The 17,310-nt window shown below is 69.9% G+C and carries 12 protein-coding genes; 8 read left to right on the forward strand and 4 right to left on the reverse strand.

Annotated elements, in window-relative coordinates; translation table 11 throughout:
• The first annotated feature begins 155 nt into the window (after window positions 1-155).
• A complete protein-coding gene (locus KVT44_RS23980) occupies window positions 156-1,574 on the forward strand; it encodes a sugar porter family MFS transporter (protein ID WP_217568440.1) in 1,419 nt (472 codons plus the stop codon).
• 87 nt (window positions 1,575-1,661) lie between these two features.
• Here KVT44_RS23980 and KVT44_RS23985 read toward each other — a convergent pair whose 3' ends face one another.
• Complete coding sequence (locus KVT44_RS23985; RefSeq protein ID WP_075031213.1) at window positions 1,662-2,633, reverse strand: LLM class flavin-dependent oxidoreductase; 972 nt, start codon at window positions 2,631-2,633, stop codon at window positions 1,662-1,664.
• A gap of 45 nt (window positions 2,634-2,678) precedes the next feature.
• Window positions 2,679-3,926, reverse strand: a complete 1,248-nt coding sequence (locus tag KVT44_RS23990; protein WP_308314080.1) for a cytosine permease — start codon at window positions 3,924-3,926, stop codon at window positions 2,679-2,681.
• 124 nt (window positions 3,927-4,050) lie between these two features.
• Here KVT44_RS23990 and ftsY point away from each other — a divergent pair, with 124 nt between their 5' ends.
• Window positions 4,051-5,259 (forward strand): signal recognition particle-docking protein FtsY, encoded by a 1,209-nt coding sequence (gene ftsY, locus KVT44_RS23995; protein WP_099920462.1) that lies wholly within the window; start codon window positions 4,051-4,053, stop codon window positions 5,257-5,259.
• A 105-nt stretch (window positions 5,260-5,364) separates the two neighbouring features.
• On the opposite strand, the gene KVT44_RS24000 is transcribed toward ftsY, so the two are convergent.
• Window positions 5,365-6,027: a bifunctional DNA primase/polymerase gene (locus tag KVT44_RS24000; protein ID WP_217568442.1), complete on the reverse strand. Its 663-nt coding sequence runs from the start codon at window positions 6,025-6,027 to the stop codon at window positions 5,365-5,367.
• A 459-nt stretch (window positions 6,028-6,486) separates the two neighbouring features.
• Between KVT44_RS24000 and KVT44_RS24005 the strand changes: the two genes are divergently transcribed.
• The 6 genes from KVT44_RS24005 to ftsH all read left to right on the forward strand — a co-directional run bounded on the left by KVT44_RS24005 (window position 6,487) and on the right by ftsH (window position 16,265).
• Window positions 6,487-7,962, forward strand: a complete 1,476-nt coding sequence (locus KVT44_RS24005) for a hypothetical protein (protein WP_099920460.1) — start codon at window positions 6,487-6,489, stop codon at window positions 7,960-7,962.
• Between the two features lie 337 nt (window positions 7,963-8,299).
• Window positions 8,300-9,637 carry an ammonium transporter gene (locus KVT44_RS24010; protein ID WP_067371081.1) on the forward strand — a complete coding sequence of 446 codons (1,338 nt, stop codon included), beginning with the start codon at window positions 8,300-8,302 and terminating at the stop codon, window positions 9,635-9,637.
• Entirely contained in the window at window positions 9,634-9,972 is a 339-nt protein-coding gene (locus KVT44_RS24015; RefSeq protein WP_054235369.1) for a P-II family nitrogen regulator, read from the forward strand. The genes KVT44_RS24010 and KVT44_RS24015 overlap by 4 nt, the downstream gene beginning before the upstream one ends.
• 27 nt (window positions 9,973-9,999) lie before the next feature.
• Complete coding sequence (locus KVT44_RS24020; RefSeq protein ID WP_099920459.1) at window positions 10,000-12,450, forward strand: [protein-PII] uridylyltransferase; 2,451 nt, start codon at window positions 10,000-10,002, stop codon at window positions 12,448-12,450.
• 161 nt (window positions 12,451-12,611) lie between these two features.
• Window positions 12,612-14,165 carry a signal recognition particle protein gene (gene ffh, locus KVT44_RS24025; RefSeq protein ID WP_060901216.1) on the forward strand — a complete coding sequence of 518 codons (1,554 nt, stop codon included), beginning with the start codon at window positions 12,612-12,614 and terminating at the stop codon, window positions 14,163-14,165.
• 162 nt (window positions 14,166-14,327) lie between these two features.
• The gene (gene ftsH, locus KVT44_RS24030; RefSeq protein WP_190172480.1) at window positions 14,328-16,265 is read left to right on the forward strand and encodes an ATP-dependent zinc metalloprotease FtsH; all 1,938 of its coding nucleotides are present in this window, start codon (window positions 14,328-14,330) and stop codon (window positions 16,263-16,265) included.
• Between the two features lie 136 nt (window positions 16,266-16,401).
• Here ftsH and KVT44_RS24035 read toward each other — a convergent pair whose 3' ends face one another.
• On the reverse strand, window positions 16,402-17,229 hold the full coding sequence (locus tag KVT44_RS24035) for a class I SAM-dependent methyltransferase (RefSeq protein ID WP_217568444.1): 828 nt from the start codon (window positions 17,227-17,229) through the stop codon (window positions 16,402-16,404).
• Window positions 17,230-17,310 lie beyond the last annotated feature (81 nt).

Raw genomic sequence — 17,310 nt, forward strand, 5'->3', positions numbered from 1 at the left:
AACTGTTGACTTCGAAACTTGAAGGCATAGTCTCTGCAACGTTGCTTTTACCTTCAGGTGGTGGGGGCTGCGAAGTTGTGCGCCACTGGTACCACCACCGAAGGGCTTGCCCCCACACCCCCGGCAGCGAGGCCGGGTGGCCCGAGGAGTTACACGTGACCAGCACCGCGCAGGCACCAAAACCAGGAGCCAGGACGGCTCACCCCGAACATCTCGGGCATGTCATCTTCATCGCTGCGGCGGCCGCGATGGGCGGCTTCCTCTTCGGTTACGACAGCGCCGTGATCAACGGTGCCGTCGAGGCCATCCGAAGCCGTTACGACATCGGCTCCGCGACCCTGGCCCAGGTCATCGCCATCGCGCTGATCGGCTGCGCCATCGGCGCGGCGACCGCGGGCCGCATAGCCGACCGCATCGGCCGCATCCGGTGCATGCAGATCTCCGCCGTCCTCTTCACGGTCAGCGCCGTCGGTTCCGCGCTGCCGTTCGCGCTGTGGGACCTCGCCTTCTGGCGCATCATCGGCGGATTCGCCATCGGTATGGCCTCCGTCATCGGCCCCGCCTACATCGCCGAGGTCTCCCCGGCCGCGTACCGCGGACGCCTTGGCTCCTTCCAGCAGGCCGCGATCGTCATCGGCATCGCCATCTCGCAGCTGGTGAACTGGGGCATCCTGAACGCCGCCGGCGGCGACCAGCGCGGCAAGCTGATGGGCCTCGAGGCCTGGCAGGTCATGCTCGGTGTCATGGTCATCCCGGCCGCCCTCTACGGTCTGCTCTCCTTCGCGATCCCCGAGTCGCCGCGCTTCCTGATCTCCGTGGGCAAGGAAGACCGCGCCCGTGAGGTGCTCAAGGAGGTCGAGGGCGACAAGATCGATCTGACGGCCCGCGTCGCCGAGATCGAGCACGCCATGAAGAGCGAGCACAAGTCGACCTTCAAGGACCTGCTCGGCGGCAGCTTCTTCTTCAAGCCGATCGTCTGGGTCGGCATCGGCCTCTCGGTCTTCCAGCAGTTCGTCGGCATCAACGTCGCGTTCTACTACTCCTCGACGCTGTGGCAGTCGGTCGGCGTCGACCCCTCGGAGTCGTTCTTCTACTCGTTCACGACGTCGATCATCAACATCATCGGCACCGTGATCGCGATGATCTTCGTGGACCGGATCGGCCGCAAGCCGCTGGCCCTCATCGGTTCCGTCGGTATGGTCATCGGTCTCGGACTCGAGGCCTGGGCCTTCTCGTACAACCTCGTCGACGGCAAGCTGCCGGCGACGCAGGGCTGGGTCGCCCTCATCGCCGCGCATGTCTTCGTCCTCTTCTTCGCCCTGTCCTGGGGTGTCGTGGTCTGGGTCTTCCTCGGCGAGATGTTCCCGAACCGGATCCGCGCCGCCGCCCTCGGCGTCGCCGCCTCCGCGCAGTGGATCGCCAACTGGGCCATCACGGCGAGCTTCCCGTCGCTGGCCGACTGGAACCTCTCCGCGACCTACGTGATCTACACGATCTTCGCCGCGCTCTCCATCCCCTTCGTGCTCAAGTACGTCAAGGAGACCAAGGGCAAGACGCTGGAGGAAATGGGCTGAGCCTCCTGAAGAGGCCCCGAGACTCGAGGAGAAGGGCCAAGTCCCCGCTGCCCCTCTCCTCGTACCCGTAAGACGTACTGCCCCGGCTCAATCCCCGAGCCGGGGCAGTACGTCTTCGCAGAACAGGTGCAGGCTGCGCCAGCCCTCGTCGATCGGCATCCCGCCGGACAGCGGGTGCAGCACGTGGTTGTCGAGACCCTGCGCCACGCACTGGTCGGGGGTCAGGATCCGGTACACGCCCTCCGCGCGCAGTTCCTCGACCGTCGTGGCAGCCGACTTCACCGCCGAGCGGATGTCACCGGACTGCCAGGAGGCGTACGTCCGTGCCTCGTGCAGGAAGTGCCCTCCGTACTCGGCCCACGCCCGGTCCGGGTCCTCGGCGATGTGCAGCAGCGGGGTCTCGGCGGCGGGCATCATGGTCCAGCCCTCGGTGCCGTACTCGACGAGCCGCTCCTTGTAGTACGCCTCCAGCTCGGGGAGGTGCGCGCTGGGGAAGAAGGGGAGCCCGAGCCGGGCGGCGCGCCGGGCCGCGGCCCTGGACGAGCCGCCGACCAGCAGCAGCGGGTGCGGGTCGGAGAACGGGCGCGGTGTGACCCGTACCGTACGGTCCCGGTAGGTGAACTCCTCGCCGGTCCACGCCTTCAGCACCGTCTCCAGGAGCTCGTCCTGGAGTGCCCCGCGCCGCTTCCAGTCGACGTCGAAGAGGGCGTACTCCTCGGGCCGGTAGCCGATGCCCGCGACGGTGACGAGGCGGCCACCGCTGAGCAGGTCGAGTACGGCGATGTCCTCGGCGAGACGCAGTGGATCGTGCAGCGGGCCGATGACCGCGGAGACGGTGACCGCGAGGTGCCGGGTCGCTCCGAAGACCGCGCCCGCGAAGGCGAACGGCGAGGGCAGCCAGTTGTTGGCGACTCCGTGGTGTTCCTCGGTCTGCACGGTGGTGATGCCGCGGTCGTCGGCGTAGGCGGCCATCTCGATGGCCGCCTTGTAGCGGGCGCTCAGCGACGCGGGGGTGGCGGCGGGGTCGACGAGGTTGAAGCGCACGACGGTTACGGGCATGGAAGCCCCCCTTCGGTGTGGAGGGGGACGGTAGCTGACGGTGCGTCAGACAGCCATAGTCGCGGACCCTTTCGCGGGCTGCGCCACAGGCGCCACCGCGGGCTTGGGCAGGACCGCGTACGGCAGGAAGGAGACCGCGACGGTCGCCACCCGGCCGAGGCCGTACTCGCGGACGGGGTTGTTCGACGCCAGCGGACCCGTGAACCAGTCGGACGTGCTGAACAGCAGGCCCGAGCCGAGCCCGAGCGCCCACGCGGCGACCGCGGCCGGGCTGAAGCCGCCCCGGTACCAGTGGGCGCTGGTGCGCGTGGTGTCGAGCAGGGCCTCGGCGTCGTACGCCTCGCGGCGCAGCATGTCCGCGCCGAAGACGCCGACCCGGGCCGAGAACGCGACCGCGAGCAGCGAGAGGAACGCGATGAACGAGCCCATGAAGGAGGTCGCCACCAGCATCAGGACGCCGCCGAGGACCAGTGAGATCACGGCGTTGACCGCGACCGCCCGGTGCCGCGACACCGTGATGCCGAGGGTCTGCGCGGTGAAGCCCGCCGAGTACATCGACATCGCGTTGATCAGCGGCATGCCGACCAGAGCGATGAGCAGGTAGCGCACCGCGATCCACAGCGGCAGGATCGTGCCGACGAAGGAGACCGGGTCGCGGCGGCCGAGGCCAGGTCCGGCGTCGAGACCGCCAATACCGCGCCCATCAGGATCAGGGGGAGTACGACGATGCCGGCGCCGGCCACCGAATTGCGCACGATCGCCGCCGACGAGGCCACGCGGCAGATAGCGCGTGAGGTCCGGCGCCGACGGCGCCCAGCTGATGCCGCCCGCCGCGATCAGTCCGACCCCCGTGATCATCAGGGGTGTCGGGCCGGCGGGCTGTCCGAAGACCCTGCCCCAGCCCGTGTCCGCGACCAGGTGCCCGAGGACGAGCACGGAGAAGCCGCCGAAGAGCCACGTCGCCCATGTGCTGCACGTCCGGACGGCGCTGATGCCGAGGCCCGAGATCGAGAACGTCGCGACCACGAAGGCCGGCAGCGTCGCGACGATCAGGAACGTGTTGCTCCTGATGCCGAAGAGCACGTTCAGGACGGTCAGCAGGGCGTAGGAGCCCGTCACCGCGTTGATCGTCTCCCAGCCCCAGCGGGCGATCCAGATCAGCGAACCCGGCAGGAGGTTTCCGCGCCTGCCGAAGACCGCGCGGGACAGGGTCATGCCGGGAGCGCCGCCCCGCTTGCCGCGCTGCGCGCACCCGACGCGTCCTTTCGCATACCGGACGTGTTGTGACTCCACCCCTGAGGGGCTTCCCGGCCGACGCGAGGTCGGGTGGCGGGCCGGCCCGACCCGTGGGACATGCAGCCCTGCGCGGACAACGAACGGTCGAGCGGGTGGTCACGCACGCCATACTGGGCTTGTTATGGAAACCGTCATCCTTGCTGTAGTCATCGCCTTGGTCGTGATCGGCGCACTCGGCGGGCTCGTCATCGGCAGTCGCCGCAAGAAGCCGCTGCCCCCGGCGCCCCCCACCACGCCCGACATCACCGCCCCTCCGGCCGAGCCGCACATCGGCGACGAGGCCGAGATCCCGCACGACGAAGAGCGCCGGACGATAGAGGAGGTGGATCTCCCGGACGGCTCGGCCGCGCCGGTCCTCGTCGAGGAACCCGAACCCGTTGTCGAAGCTCCCGCGATCGAGATCCCGGAGCCGACCGCGGGGCGCCTGGTGCGGCTGCGCGCCCGCCTCTCGCGCTCGCAGAACGCGCTCGGCAAGGGGCTGCTCACGCTCCTCTCGCGCGAGCACCTCGACGAGGACACCTGGGAGGAGATCGAGGACACGCTGCTGACCGCCGACGTCGGCGTGCAGCCCACCCAGGAGCTGGTCGAGCGGCTGCGCGAGCGCGTGAAGGTGCTCGGTACGCGGACGCCCGACGAGCTGCGCACCCTGCTGCGCGAGGAGCTGCTGCAGCTTCTCGTCCCCGAGTTCGACCGTACGGTCAAGACCGACTCGAACCTCGACACCCCGGGCATCGTGATGGTCGTCGGTGTCAACGGCACCGGGAAGACCACCACCACCGGCAAGCTCGCCCGCGTCCTCGTCGCCGACGGCAAGCACGTGGTGCTCGGCGCCGCCGACACCTTCCGTGCCGCTGCCGCCGACCAGCTGCAGACCTGGGGCGAGCGCGTGGGTGCCCGTACCGTGCGGGGCCCCGAGGGTGGCGACCCCGCCTCGATCGCCTTCGACGCGGTCAAGGAGGGCATCGAGGAGGGTGCCGATGCCGTCCTCATCGACACGGCCGGACGGCTTCACACCAAGACAGGGCTCATGGACGAGCTCGGCAAGGTCAAGCGTGTCGTCGAGAAGCACGCCCCGCTCGACGAGGTGCTGCTGGTCCTCGACGCCACGACCGGCCAGAACGGCCTGGTGCAGGCCCGTGTCTTCGCCGAGGTCGTCGACGTCACCGGCATCGTGCTGACCAAGCTGGACGGCACCGCGAAGGGTGGCATCGTGATCGCGGTCCAGCGCGAGCTGGGTGTGCCGGTCAAACTGGTGGGTCTGGGCGAGGGCGCGGACGATCTGGCGCCGTTCGAGCCGGAGGCGTTCGTTGACGCCCTTATCGGAGAGTGACCCCCACCTCACGAAGTTGGTAGGTGGTTCTGGAAGCGTCCGCCCCCGAGGTGCAGTTCGGGGGCGGACGCTTCGCTGTGTACGTCGGTGTCGGTGTCGGTGTGGTTACGCGCGCGACCGGTGTGCCACGTATGCCAGGGTCCCCAGCAGCAACCGTGCCTGTGGCGGCTTCGTCGCCGAGTCCAGGGCGGGGGAGCGCAGCCAGCGGACGGGACCGAGGCCGGCGCGGTCGGAGGGCGGGGCGGTGACGTACGTACCGGGGCCGAGGCCGTGCAGGTCGAGGGAGGCGTCGTCCCAGCCCATCCGGTAGAGCAGCTCGGGGAGCTCGGCCGCGGCGCCGGGGGCGACGAGGAAGTGGGCGCGGCCGTCCGGGGTCGCGGTGACCGGCCCGGTGGGCAGTCCCATCCGCTCCAGGCGGACGAGCGCGCGGCGCCCGGCGGCCTCGGCGACCTCGATGACGTCGAACGCGCGGCCGACCGGCAGCATCACCGCGGCCCCCGGGAACTCGCCCCAGGTCTCGGAGACCTCGTCGAGCGTGGCGCCCGCTTCGAGCACCGGCGCGAAGTCCAGCGGATGCGCCCCCGGCGCGGGGCAGCCGGCCTTGCCGCAGGAGCACGCGCCCGCGGCGGCCCGGGCGCCGGGGATCACGTCCCAGTCCCACAGTCCGGTGAACTCGGCCACCGCGGTGCACTCCGACGAGCGGCCGCGGCGACGGGTGCCGGGCCGGCTTTCGCGCATTCCCCGACTGCTGCCGATCGTGAAGCCCATGCCCCCTCCAACGGGTCCAACGCGTCGACGGTTACGCCATGAACGTGGAACGTCACTCAGTGTGTTCCCGTCCCCGGATGTCACGTGGCTGGCGACGCGATCCCGGCGGCGCCCGGAAGCGTCCCGGGTGGTGCACCCCGGCGGCGTGCGCCCCCGAATGCATCGTTACGCCACTTCTGGCTGTCCTATGTCAAGTGAATCGCGTACAGGCGATCAGGAGTTCATTCGAAGGGGTGGCGAATGGTGGCGTTTCCGGGATCGCCATGGCTGGACGCGTGATCGTAGGATTACTTTGAGTGCACGGGTCCTGGGGACGTATGCACTCGTGGGTATGCCGGAGGCAAGTCGGCTTCCCGTTCGAAGGGTGAGAACTGCCGGACGTGCGGCCGTATTTACCGGCATTCTGATAGGGCTTGGCGCACGCAGCGTACAAGTGGTCTCAGGGATGGGGGCGTTCCAGTGGGCGGCAACGGCGGAAGCGGTACGAACGCTGACAAGCGCCCGAATGAGCTGTTGGGCTCGTGGTTCGTGCGCAGTGGCTGGTCGAAGGGCGAGCTGGCGCGGCAAGTGAACCGAAGGGCCCGCCAGTTGGGGGCCAACCACATCTCCACGGACACCTCACGGGTGCGCCGCTGGCTGGACGGCGAGAATCCGCGCGAGCCGATTCCCCGGATCCTGTCCGAGCTGTTCTCCGAGCGGTTCGGCTGTGTGGTCGCCGTCGAGGACCTCGGTCTGCGCGCCGCCCACCAGTCACCGTCCGTGTCGGGTGTCGACCTGCCCTGGACCGGCCCGCAGACCGTGGCGCTGATCAGCGAGTACTCGCGCAGTGACCTGATGCTGGCGCGGCGTGGCTTCCTCGGCAGCTCGCTGGCTCTCGCCGCGGGCCCCGCCCTCATCGAGCCCATGCAGCGCTGGCTGGTGCCCTCGCCCGCCGCGCCCCAGGAGGAGCCCGAGTCCCCGGCCGCCGCGCGCCGCCCCGGCCGGCTCTCCCAGCCCGAGCTGGACCTCCTGGAGTCCACCACGGTGATGTTCCGCCAGTGGGACGCCCAGTGCGGCGGCGGTCTGCGCCGCAAGGCGGTCGTCGGCCAGCTGCACGAGGTGACCGACCTGCTCCAGGAGCCGCAGCCCGGGGCGACCAGCAAACGCCTGTTCAAGGTCGCCGCCGAGCTGGCCGAGCTGGCGGGCTGGATGAGCTACGACGTGGGGCTGCAGCCCACCGCGCAGAAGTACTTCGTGCTCGCCCTGCACGCCGCCAAGGAGGCGGGCGACAAGCCGCTGGGCTCGTACATCCTCTCCAGCATGAGCCGCCAGATGATCCACCTCGGCCGGCCCGACGACGCGCTCGAACTCATCCATCTCGCGCAGTACGGAAGCCGTGACTGCGCGAGCCCGCGCACCCAGGCCATGCTGTATGCGATGGAGGCCCGCGCCTACGCGAACATGGGCCAGCCCGGAAAGTGCAAGCGGGCCGTCCGGATGGCCGAGGACAGCTTCGAGGACGTTCACGAGTGGGACGACCCGGACCCCGACTGGATCCGCTTCTTCTCGCTGGCCGAGCTGCACGGCGAGAACTCGCACTCCTACCGCGACCTGGCCTACGTCGCGGGCCGCAGCCCCACGTACGCCTCGCTCGCCGAGCCCCTGATGCAGCAGGCCGTCGACCTCTTCGCCAAGGACGGCGAGCACCAGCGTTCGTACGCACTCAATCTCATCGGCATGGCCACCGTGCACCTGCTGCGGCGTGAGCCCGAGCAGAGTGCGGTATTGGCCAAGGACGCGATGGCGATCGCCAAGAAGGTGCGCTCCGAGCGCGTCAACACTCGTATCCGAAAGACAGTCGACACGGCCGTCCGCGACTTCGGTGATCTCGCCGAGGTCGTGGACCTCACCGAGCAGCTCGCCGTCGACCTTCCCGAGACCGCGGAAGCGGTCTGAGCCCAGGCCGCGGAAGCGGTCCGATCCCAGTACCCCGGCCACGGCCGGTCGTCCCGAACCGCCCGACTCGGCTCCCCCATGCCAGGTCATCGGACGACCAGCCGTGGCCGGTTCGTTTGCCTTCTGGGAAGGTTGCGCCACGATAACGATCGCTCCGCCCGGTATCAGCCAGTTCATGGAGGCGTAACACACGAGGTGCCTTCGTCACGGCGGCGAAACATCGAGGGGCGTCGACGGAAACCGCGCTGCGTCAATCTCATGGCGCATAACCGGCCCACCCCTCATGACCGCTCAGGCTTCGCCCGCACGGGGCCGTACCAACGACGAGGAGACGCCGATGGCACCAGCCATCACGCTAGCCGCAGAAGCTCCCAAGCTCTCGGCCGCCAACACCGGGTTCATGCTCATCGCTTCCGCCCTGGTGCTGATCATGACCCCCGGCCTCGCCTTCTTCTACGGAGGCATGGTCCGTGTCAAGAGCACCCTGAACATGCTGATGATGAGCTTCATCAGCATGGGGATCATCACGATCCTGTGGGTGCTGTACGGCTTCTCGCTCGCCTTCGGCACGGACAAGGGTTCGTTCATCGGCTGGACCTCGGACTGGGTCGGCCTCAGCAACATCGGCCTGACGGAGCTGTGGCCGGGCTACACCATCCCGATCTTCGTCTTCATGGTCTTCCAGCTGATGTTCGCCATCATCACGCCCGCGCTGATAAGCGGTGCGCTGGCGGACCGGGTGAAGTTCACGGCGTGGTCGCTGTTCATCGCGCTGTGGGCCACGGTCGTCTACTTCCCGGTCGCGCACTGGGTCTGGGGCACCGGCGGCTGGGCGTTCGACCTCGGCGTGATCGACTTCGCCGGTGGTACGGCGGTCCACATCAACGCGGGTGCCGCGGCCCTCGGCGTGATCCTGGTCATCGGCAAGCGCGTCGGCTTCAAGAAGGACCCGATGCGTCCGCACAGCCTCCCGCTGGTGATGCTCGGCTCCGGTCTGCTGTGGTTCGGCTGGTTCGGATTCAACGCCGGTTCGTGGCTCGGCAACGACGACGGCGTCGGCGCGCTGATGTTCGTCAACACGCAGATCGCCACCGCGGCCGCCATGCTGGCCTGGCTCATCTACGAGAAGATCCGCCACGGCGCGTTCACCACGCTGGGCGCCGCCTCCGGCGCGGTCGCCGGTCTGGTCGCCATCACCCCGTCCGGTGGCGCGGTCTCCCCGCTCGGCGCGATCGCCGTCGGCGCCATCGCCGGTGTCGTGTGCGCCATGGCCGTCGGCCTCAAGTACAAGTTCGGCTACGACGACTCCCTCGACGTGGTCGGCGTGCACCTCGTCGGCGGTGTCATCGGCTCCCTGCTGATCGGCTTCTTCGCCAGCGGCAAGGGCCAGTCCACCGTCGAGGGCCTCTTCTACGGCGGCGGTCTCACCCAGTTCTGGAAGCAGTGCGCCGGTGTCTTCGCCGTCCTCGGCTACTCCCTGGTCGTCTCCGCGATCCTCGCCTTCATCATCGACAAGACGATGGGCATGCGGGTCACCGAGGACGAGGAGATCGCCGGCATCGACCAGGCCGAGCACGCCGAGACCGCATACGACTTCAGTGGAGCGGGCGGCGGCATCGTCGGCGGCTCGGTTTCCGCCCTCGCGGGTACGGAGAGCAAGAAGGTGGACGCATGAAGCTCATCACCGCCGTCGTGAAGCCCCACCGGCTCGACGAGATCAAGGAGGCCCTGCAGGCCTTCGGGGTGCACGGTCTCACGGTCACGGAGGCCAGCGGCTACGGTCGGCAGCGGGGACACACCGAGGTCTACCGTGGTGCCGAGTACACCGTCGACCTGGTCCCCAAGATCCGCATCGAGGTGCTGGCCGAGGACGACGACGCCGAACAGCTGATCGATGTCGTCGTGAAGGCGGCCCGCACCGGCAAGATCGGTGACGGCAAGGTGTGGTCCATCCCGGTCGAGACGGCCGTCCGGGTCCGGACCGGCGAGCGCGGCCCGGACGCGCTCTAAACAGAAGATCAGAACAGGAGCCACTGGGTGACGAGTACGGAGATGCGTACGGAAGCAGAGGACTCGGGACCCAGCGGCTATGCGGCGGCCCGGCTGCGCCTCCTCCAGGAGGGGGCGCAGTCCGGGCCGCCGCGCCGTGCCGCCCTCGCCGAACTCACGGACGAATGGCTGACCGGCCTGTTCGGCGCGGGTGCCGAGGGACTGCGCGGCGTCTCGCTCGTCGCCGTCGGCGGCTACGGCCGCGGAGAACTCTCGCCACGCAGCGATCTCGACCTGCTGCTCCTGCACGACGGCGCCGACTCCGGCACCGTTGCCGCGCTCGCCGACCGCATCTGGTACCCCATCTGGGACCTGGGCCTGGCCCTCGACCACTCGGTGCGTACGCCCGGAGAGGCACGCAAGACCGCGGGCGGGGACCTCAAGGTGCAGCTCGGCCTGCTGGACGCCCGCCACATCGCGGGCGACCTCGGCCTCACCGCCGGATTGCGTACGGCCGTCCTCGCCGACTGGCGCAACCAGGCGCCGAAACGCCTCCCCGAACTCCAGGAGCTGTGCGCCGAGCGCGCCGAACGCCAGGGCGAGCTGCAGTACCTCCTGGAACCGGACCTGAAGGAGGCTCGCGGCGGCCTGCGCGACGCCACCGCCCTGCGTGCCGTCGCCGCCTCCTGGCTCGCGGACGCGCCCCGTGAGGGCCTCGCGGACGCCCGCCGCAGGCTCCTGGACGTCCGCGACGCCCTCCACCTCACCACCGGCCGTGCCACCGACCGCCTCGCGCTCCAGGAGCAGGACCAGGTCGCCGCCGAACTCGGACTCCTGGACGCCGACACCCTGCTGCGCCAGGTGTACGAGGCCGCGCGCGTCGTGTCGTACGCCAGTGACGTCACCTGGCGCGAGGTGGGACGCGTGCTCAAGTCGCGCGCTGTGCGGCCACGGCTGCGCGCCATGCTCGGCGGCGGTGCCAAGCCCGCCGTGGAGCGCTCACCGCTCGCCGAGGGTGTGGTCGAGATGGACGGCGAGGTGGTACTCGCCCGCGCCGCACGCCCCGAGCGAGACCCCGTACTCCCGCTGCGTGCCGCGGCCGCCGCCGCACAGGCGGGGCTCCCGCTCTCCCTGCACGCCGTACGGCGCATGGCCGCCGTCGCGCGCCCACTGCCCACGCCCTGGCCCGCCGAGGCCAGGGAACAGCTCGTCACGCTGCTCGGCTCGGGCCGCCCGACCATCGAGGTCTGGGAGGCACTGGAGGCCGAGGGCCTGATCACCCGGCTCCTGCCCGACTGGGAGCGGGTGCGCTGCCGCCCGCAGCGCAACGCCGTGCACATCTGGACCGTCGACCGCCACCTCATCGAGACGGCCGTCCGCGCCTCCGAACTGGCCCGCCGCGTGGGCCGCCCCGACCTCCTCCTCGTCTCCGCCCTGCTGCACGACATCGGCAAGGGCTGGCCCGGCGACCACTCCGTGGCCGGCGAGATCATCGCCCGGGACGTGGCCGCCCGCATCGGCTTCGACCGCGCCGACGTGGCGGTGCTCGCCACCCTCGTACGCCACCACCTGCTGCTCATCGACACCGCGACCCGACGCGACCTGGAGGACCCGGCGACCGTCCGCTCGGTCGCCGAGGCCGTCGGATCGCAGAGCACCCTCGAACTGCTGCACGCTCTCACCGAGGCCGACGCGCTGGCCACCGGGCCCGCGGCCTGGTCCTCCTGGCGCGGATCCCTCGTCGCCGACCTGGTCAAACGGGTCGCCGCCGTGCTCGCCGGAGACGCCCCCGAGGAGCCCGAGGCCGCCGCGCCCACGGCCGAGCAGGAGCGGCTCGCCATCGAGGCGTTCCGCACCGGCGGCCCCGTACTGGCACTGCGCGCGCAGACCGAACCGCCCACCGAGGAGGAGCCCGCCGGCGATCCCGAGCCCCTGGGCGTGGAACTGCTCATCGCCGTGCCCGACCAGCCCGGAGTGCTCCCCGCGGTCGCCGGTGTCCTCGCGATGCACCGCCTGACCGTGCGCACGGCCGAGCTGCGCGCCCTGGACCTGCCCGACGGTGTCGAGGGCTCGGTGCTGCTGCTCAACTGGCGGGTCGCCGCGGAGTACGGCTCCCTGCCGCAGGCCGCCCGGCTGCGCGCCGACCTGGTGCGCTCCCTGGACGGCTCCCTGGACATCGCGGCCCGACTCGCCGAGCGCGACGCCGCCTATCCGCGCCGCCGGGGCACGATCGCGCCGCCGCCCCGGGTGACGGTCGCCTCCGCCGCCTCCCGCCACGCGACGGTCATCGAGGTCCGCGCCCACGACGCTCCCGGCCTGCTGCACCGCATCGGGCGGGCCCTGGAGGACGCGAGCGTATGGGTGCGTAGCATGCATGTCTCCACCCTCGGCGCCAACGCCGTGGACGCCTTCTACGTGACCGGCCCCAAGGGCGCGCCCCTGCCGGGGGAGGAGGCGGTTTCGGTGGCGCGTGGGCTGGAGGAGATGCTGCGGGGATGACCTCGTGGCAGCTGCCGCGGGAGTGACCTCGCGGTCCTGTCTCCGTCCATCGAGCGTGGTCCCTGTCGGGTATTCACACCGGGCAGGGGACACCAACCCTTTTCGGGCAGATACCCTGGAGGGCAACCCAACCGCCCCCGACTCCGAGGACCGACGCCACCGTGTTCGATACCCTCTCAGACCGCCTGAGCGCGACTTTCAAAAACCTCCGCGGGAAAGGCCGGCTCTCCGAGGCGGACATCGACGCCACGGCCCGCGAGATCCGTATCGCGCTCCTCGAAGCCGATGTGGCCCTGCCGGTCGTCCGGACGTTCATCAAGAACGTGAAGGAGCGGGCACTCGGGAGCGAGGTCTCCAAGGCCCTCAACCCTGCCCAGCAGGTCCTGAAGATCGTGAACGACGAGCTCGTCACGATCCTCGGCGGCGAGACCCGCCGCCTCCGGTTCGCCAAGAACCCGCCCACCGTGATCATGCTCGCGGGTCTGCAGGGTGCCGGTAAGACCACGCTCGCCGGAAAGCTCGGCAAGTGGCTCAAGGACCAGGGCCACTCCCCGCTCCTGGTCGCCGCCGACCTCCAGCGCCCGAACGCCGTGAACCAGCTCAGCGTCGTCGCCGAGCGCGCCGGTGTGGCCGTCTACGCCCCTGAGCCGGGCAACGGCGTCGGTGACCCGGTCAAGGTCGCCAAGGACTCCATGGAGTTCGCGAAGACCAAGGTCCACGACATCGTGATCGTGGACACCGCCGGCCGCCTCGGCATCGACCAGGAGATGATGAAGCAGGCCGCGGACATCCGCGACGTCGTCTCCCCGGACGAGATCCTCTTCGTCGTCGACGCGATGATCGGCCAGGACGCGGTCAACACCGCCGAGGCCTTCCGTGACGGCGTCGGCTTCGACGGCGTCGTCCTGTCGAAGCTCGACGGTGACGCCCGCGGTGGTGCCGCGCTCTCCATCGCCTCGGTGACCGGCAAGCCGATCATGTTCGCGTCGAACGGCGAGAAGCTCGACGACTTCGACGCCTTCCACCCGGACCGGATGGCCTCCCGCATCCTCGACATGGGTGACCTGCTCACCCTGATCGAGCAGGCGGAGAAGACGTTCAGCCAAGAAGAGGCCGAGAAGATGGCCTCCAAGCTGGCGTCCAAGAAGGGCCAGGACTTCACCCTGGACGACTTCCTGGCCCAGATGGAGCAGGTCAGGAAGATGGGCAGCATCAGCAAGCTGCTCGGCATGCTCCCGGGCATGGGCCAGATCAAGGACCAGATCAACAACCTCGACGAGCGCGACGTCGACCGCACGGCCGCCATCATCAAGTCGATGACGCCGGGCGAGCGTCAGGAGCCGACGATCATCAACGGCTCGCGCCGCGCCCGTATCGCCAAGGGTTCGGGCGTCGAGGTCAGCGCGGTCAAGAACCTGGTCGAGCGCTTCTTCGAGGCCCGCAAGATGATGTCCCGCATGGCCCAGGGCGGCGGCATGCCCGGAATGCCCGGGATCCCGGGCATGGGTGGCGGCCCCGGCCGAGCCAAGAAGAAGCAGAAGGTGGCCAAGGGCAAGCAGCGCTCCGGCAACCCGATGAAGCGCAAGCTGCAGGAGGAAGAGGCCGCGGCCCGCCGTGAGGCCGGTGCCCAGCCGGGCGGCGCCTTCGGTCTGCCGGCCGGGCAGCAGGCTCAGGACTTCGAGCTGCCGGACGAGTTCAAGAAGTTCATGGGCTGACGGTTCGTTTCCGTACGGGGTCTTCCGTACGGGGTCCTCGGTACGGGGTCCTCGGTACGGGGTCGTTCTCGTACGTCACTGGGGGCGCCCCTCGTCGGAGGGGCGCCCCCAGTGGCATTTTCTGCGCATGCTGGCGAGTATTTCGTGTCGTAACGTCCTAATATGAGTAACCCTGTGCCGCCGCGCAAGGACCCCGACCAGCCGTGGCGTACCGAGGGAACGCCACCGGACTCGACCGGTCCGCCCTCCGGGAGAAGGAAGATGCCCGGGGGCTGGATCGGCCTCGTCGTCGCCGTCCTGGTCGTGTTCGTGGTCGCCCTTCTGGTGCTGTCCTTCTTCAACGAGGGCACCGAGCCGACGATCTCGTACACGGAGTTCAGCAAGCAGGTCGACAACGACAACATCACCAAGATCTACTCCAAGGGCGACGCGATCCAGGGCCAGCTCAAGACAGCCCAGGCCAATCCGGACGGCGGCGGGAAGTACACCAAGTTCAAGACCCAGCGCCCGTCCTTCGCGGACGACAAGCTCTGGCAGAACCTGGAGAAACACCAGGTCACGGTGACCGCCTCACCAGTGGTCCAGCAGCGCAGCTTCCTCTCCAACCTGCTGATCTCCCTGGCCCCGATCGTGCTCCTGGTACTGCTGTGGATGTTCTTCGCCCGGCGGCTGCGGGCGGGCATCGGAGGCCCGGGCGGCATGCTCGGCCGCAAGGCACCCCCGAAACCAGTCGAACTGATGCCCGGCGCCCAGCGCACGACCTTCGCCGACGTGGCCGGAATCGACGAGGTCGAGGGCGAACTGAACGACATCGTCGACTTCCTCAAGAATCCGGACGAGTACCGCAAGATGGGCGCGAAGATGCCGCGCGGTGTGCTCCTCGCGGGTGCGCCCGGCACGGGAAAGACCCTGCTCGCGCGCGCCGTGGCGGGGGAGGCGGGCGTTCCGTTCTTCTCGGCCTCGGCATCGGAGTTCATCGAGATGATCGTGGGCGTGGGCGCGTCCCGGGTCCGGGAACTCTTCGCCGAGGCCCGAAAAGTGGCCCCTTCGATCATCTTCATCGACGAGATCGACACCATCGGGCGGTCCCGGGCCGGAGGCTCGGCGATGGGCGGCCACGATGAGCGCGAGCAGACCCTGAACCAGATCCTCACCGAAATGGACGGCTTCTCTGGCTTCGAGGGCGTCATCGTCATCGCGGCGACGAACCGTGCGGACATCCTGGACCCGGCGCTGACCCGCCCCGGCCGCTTCGACCGGATCGTCAACGTCGCGCCCCCCGACCGCCGTGGCCGTGAGGCGATCCTGCGGATCCACACCCGCGAGATCCCGCTGTCCCCGGAAGTGGACCTGGCCCAGGTGGCCCGCACGACGCCGGGCATGACCGGTGCGGATCTGGCCAACCTCGCCAACGAGGCGGCGCTGCTCGCCGTCAAGCGCAAGCAGGACGAGGTGGCGCCGCCGGACCTCTCCGAGGCGCTGGAGAAGGTGCAGCTCGGTGCGGAGCGTTCCCTGGTGATGCCCTACGAGGAGCGCCGCCGGACCGCGTACCACGAGAGCGGCCACGCCCTTCTCGGCATGCTGCAGCCGGGTGCCGACCCGGTTCGCAAGATCACCATCGTCCCGCGCGGGCGCGCGCTGGGCGTCACGCTCTCGACACCGGACACCGACCGGTACTCGTACACCGAGGAGTACCTGCGCGGTCGGATCATCGGTGCCCTGGGGGGCATGGCCGCCGAACACGTCGTCTACGGAGTCGTCACGACCGGCTCCGAGAACGACCTCGAACAGGTCACCAACGTCGTTCGCGGCATGGTCGCCCGCTGGGGCATGAGCGAACGGGTCGGCCGCCTCTCCGCCCTCCCGAACGACGCCCAGCAGGCCTACGGCCTCGCCGCCGCGCCGGCCACGCTCGACTCCATCGACCACGAGATGCGGCGCATCGTCGACGAGTGCTACGAGGAGGCGTGCCAGAAGCTCCGCGACCACCGGGACCAACTGAACGCCCTCGCGGAGGCCCTCCTCGCGAACGAGACGCTGGAGGAGGCACAGGCATACCGGATCGCGGGCGTGACACGCGTGAAGAAGGAGGAGGTGTGAGACTCCGGTTGCTCGCGCGGTTCACCGCGCCCCTTCTTGGGGGCGCGGGGAACCGCGCAATCTTTTGCGGGGGTCTGGGGGCGGAGCCCCCAGGGACGGGACGGGTAGGGGCGGCGGGGGCGTAGACCCGGCGACCTCAGCCCGTGCGTGCGATCAGGTACCTGAAGACGTTCGGCATCCACACCGTGCCGTCCCCACGCTGATACGGATGCAGCGCCTCCGTCAGCTCCTTGCCGACCTGCACCACATCCGTCGCACCGACCGCCGCGTCGAACAGCCCGGTCGACAACAACCCCCGCACCGCGCTCTCCACGTCCGCGTACCCGAAGGGACACGCCACCCGCCCGGACCCGTCCGGCCGGAGCCCGGCCCGCTGGGCCACCTCCTCCAGGTCGTCCCGGCGAGGAGCCTGCCCGCACCCCTCGCCCGGCAGCACCGCGCACGTGGCACACCGCTCCGGCGGCCCCCATCCGACCAGCACCACGGCCGCCCCCCGCTCGGCGAGCGGAGTCGCCGCCGACAGCAGCTTCCCGAGTTCCTCGGCGTCCCCCGGCGCGCACCCGATCGGCTCGAACGCGGTCACCAGCGTGTACGCGGCCGCCGTCGGGTCGGCGAGGTCCGAGGGGGACCCCTCCACGATCCGGGCGTCGGCACGCGCGCGTGTGCCCCACCCGTCCGGCAGTAACCGTTCCCGCGCGAGCGCCACCCGCTCGGGTGAAGAGGAGTCGACGCCGGTCACCGCCGCTCCCCGGGAGGCCGCCATCAGAAGGGCCAGCCCCGTACCGCAGCGCAGGCCGAGGACCCGCGTCCCGGCGCCCACTTCGAGCCGCTCGTAGACGGCTTCGTAGAGCGGCACCAGCATCCGCTCCTGGATCTCGGCCCAGTCACGCGCGCGTGCACACGGATCCACCCGGGGCGGCGCAGCCGCGTGAGGTAGGTGATGCCGCACGAGCGTAGGTGTCATCGAAAGCGCCCCAATCCGCCGAGAGTTGCCGCTGCGCCCCGTTTCCCTTGCCCCCGTGCAGTGCGCTCGCTCTTCCCCCGT

Origin of the sequence: Streptomyces sp. GbtcB7, from assembly GCF_019091445.1 — a bacterium.
GTDB lineage: Bacteria > Actinomycetota > Actinomycetes > Streptomycetales > Streptomycetaceae > Streptomyces > Streptomyces mirabilis.

Bases quoted from the DNA above. Each gene is read 5' to 3' on its own strand.
- KVT44_RS23985 (WP_075031213.1), bottom strand. From the start codon at position 2,633: ATGCCCGTAACCGTCGTGCGCTTCAACCTCGTCGACCCCGCCGCCACC.
- ftsY (WP_099920462.1), top strand. From the start codon at position 4,051: ATGGAAACCGTCATCCTTGCTGTAGTCATCGCCTTGGTCGTGATCGGC.
- KVT44_RS24000 (WP_217568442.1), bottom strand. From the start codon at position 6,027: ATGGGCTTCACGATCGGCAGCAGTCGGGGAATGCGCGAAAGCCGGCCC.
- KVT44_RS24010 (WP_067371081.1), top strand. From the start codon at position 8,300: ATGGCACCAGCCATCACGCTAGCCGCAGAAGCTCCCAAGCTCTCGGCC.
- KVT44_RS24015 (WP_054235369.1), top strand. From the start codon at position 9,634: ATGAAGCTCATCACCGCCGTCGTGAAGCCCCACCGGCTCGACGAGATC.
- ftsH (WP_190172480.1), top strand. From the start codon at position 14,328: ATGAGTAACCCTGTGCCGCCGCGCAAGGACCCCGACCAGCCGTGGCGT.
- KVT44_RS24035 (WP_217568444.1), bottom strand. From the start codon at position 17,229: ATGACACCTACGCTCGTGCGGCATCACCTACCTCACGCGGCTGCGCCG.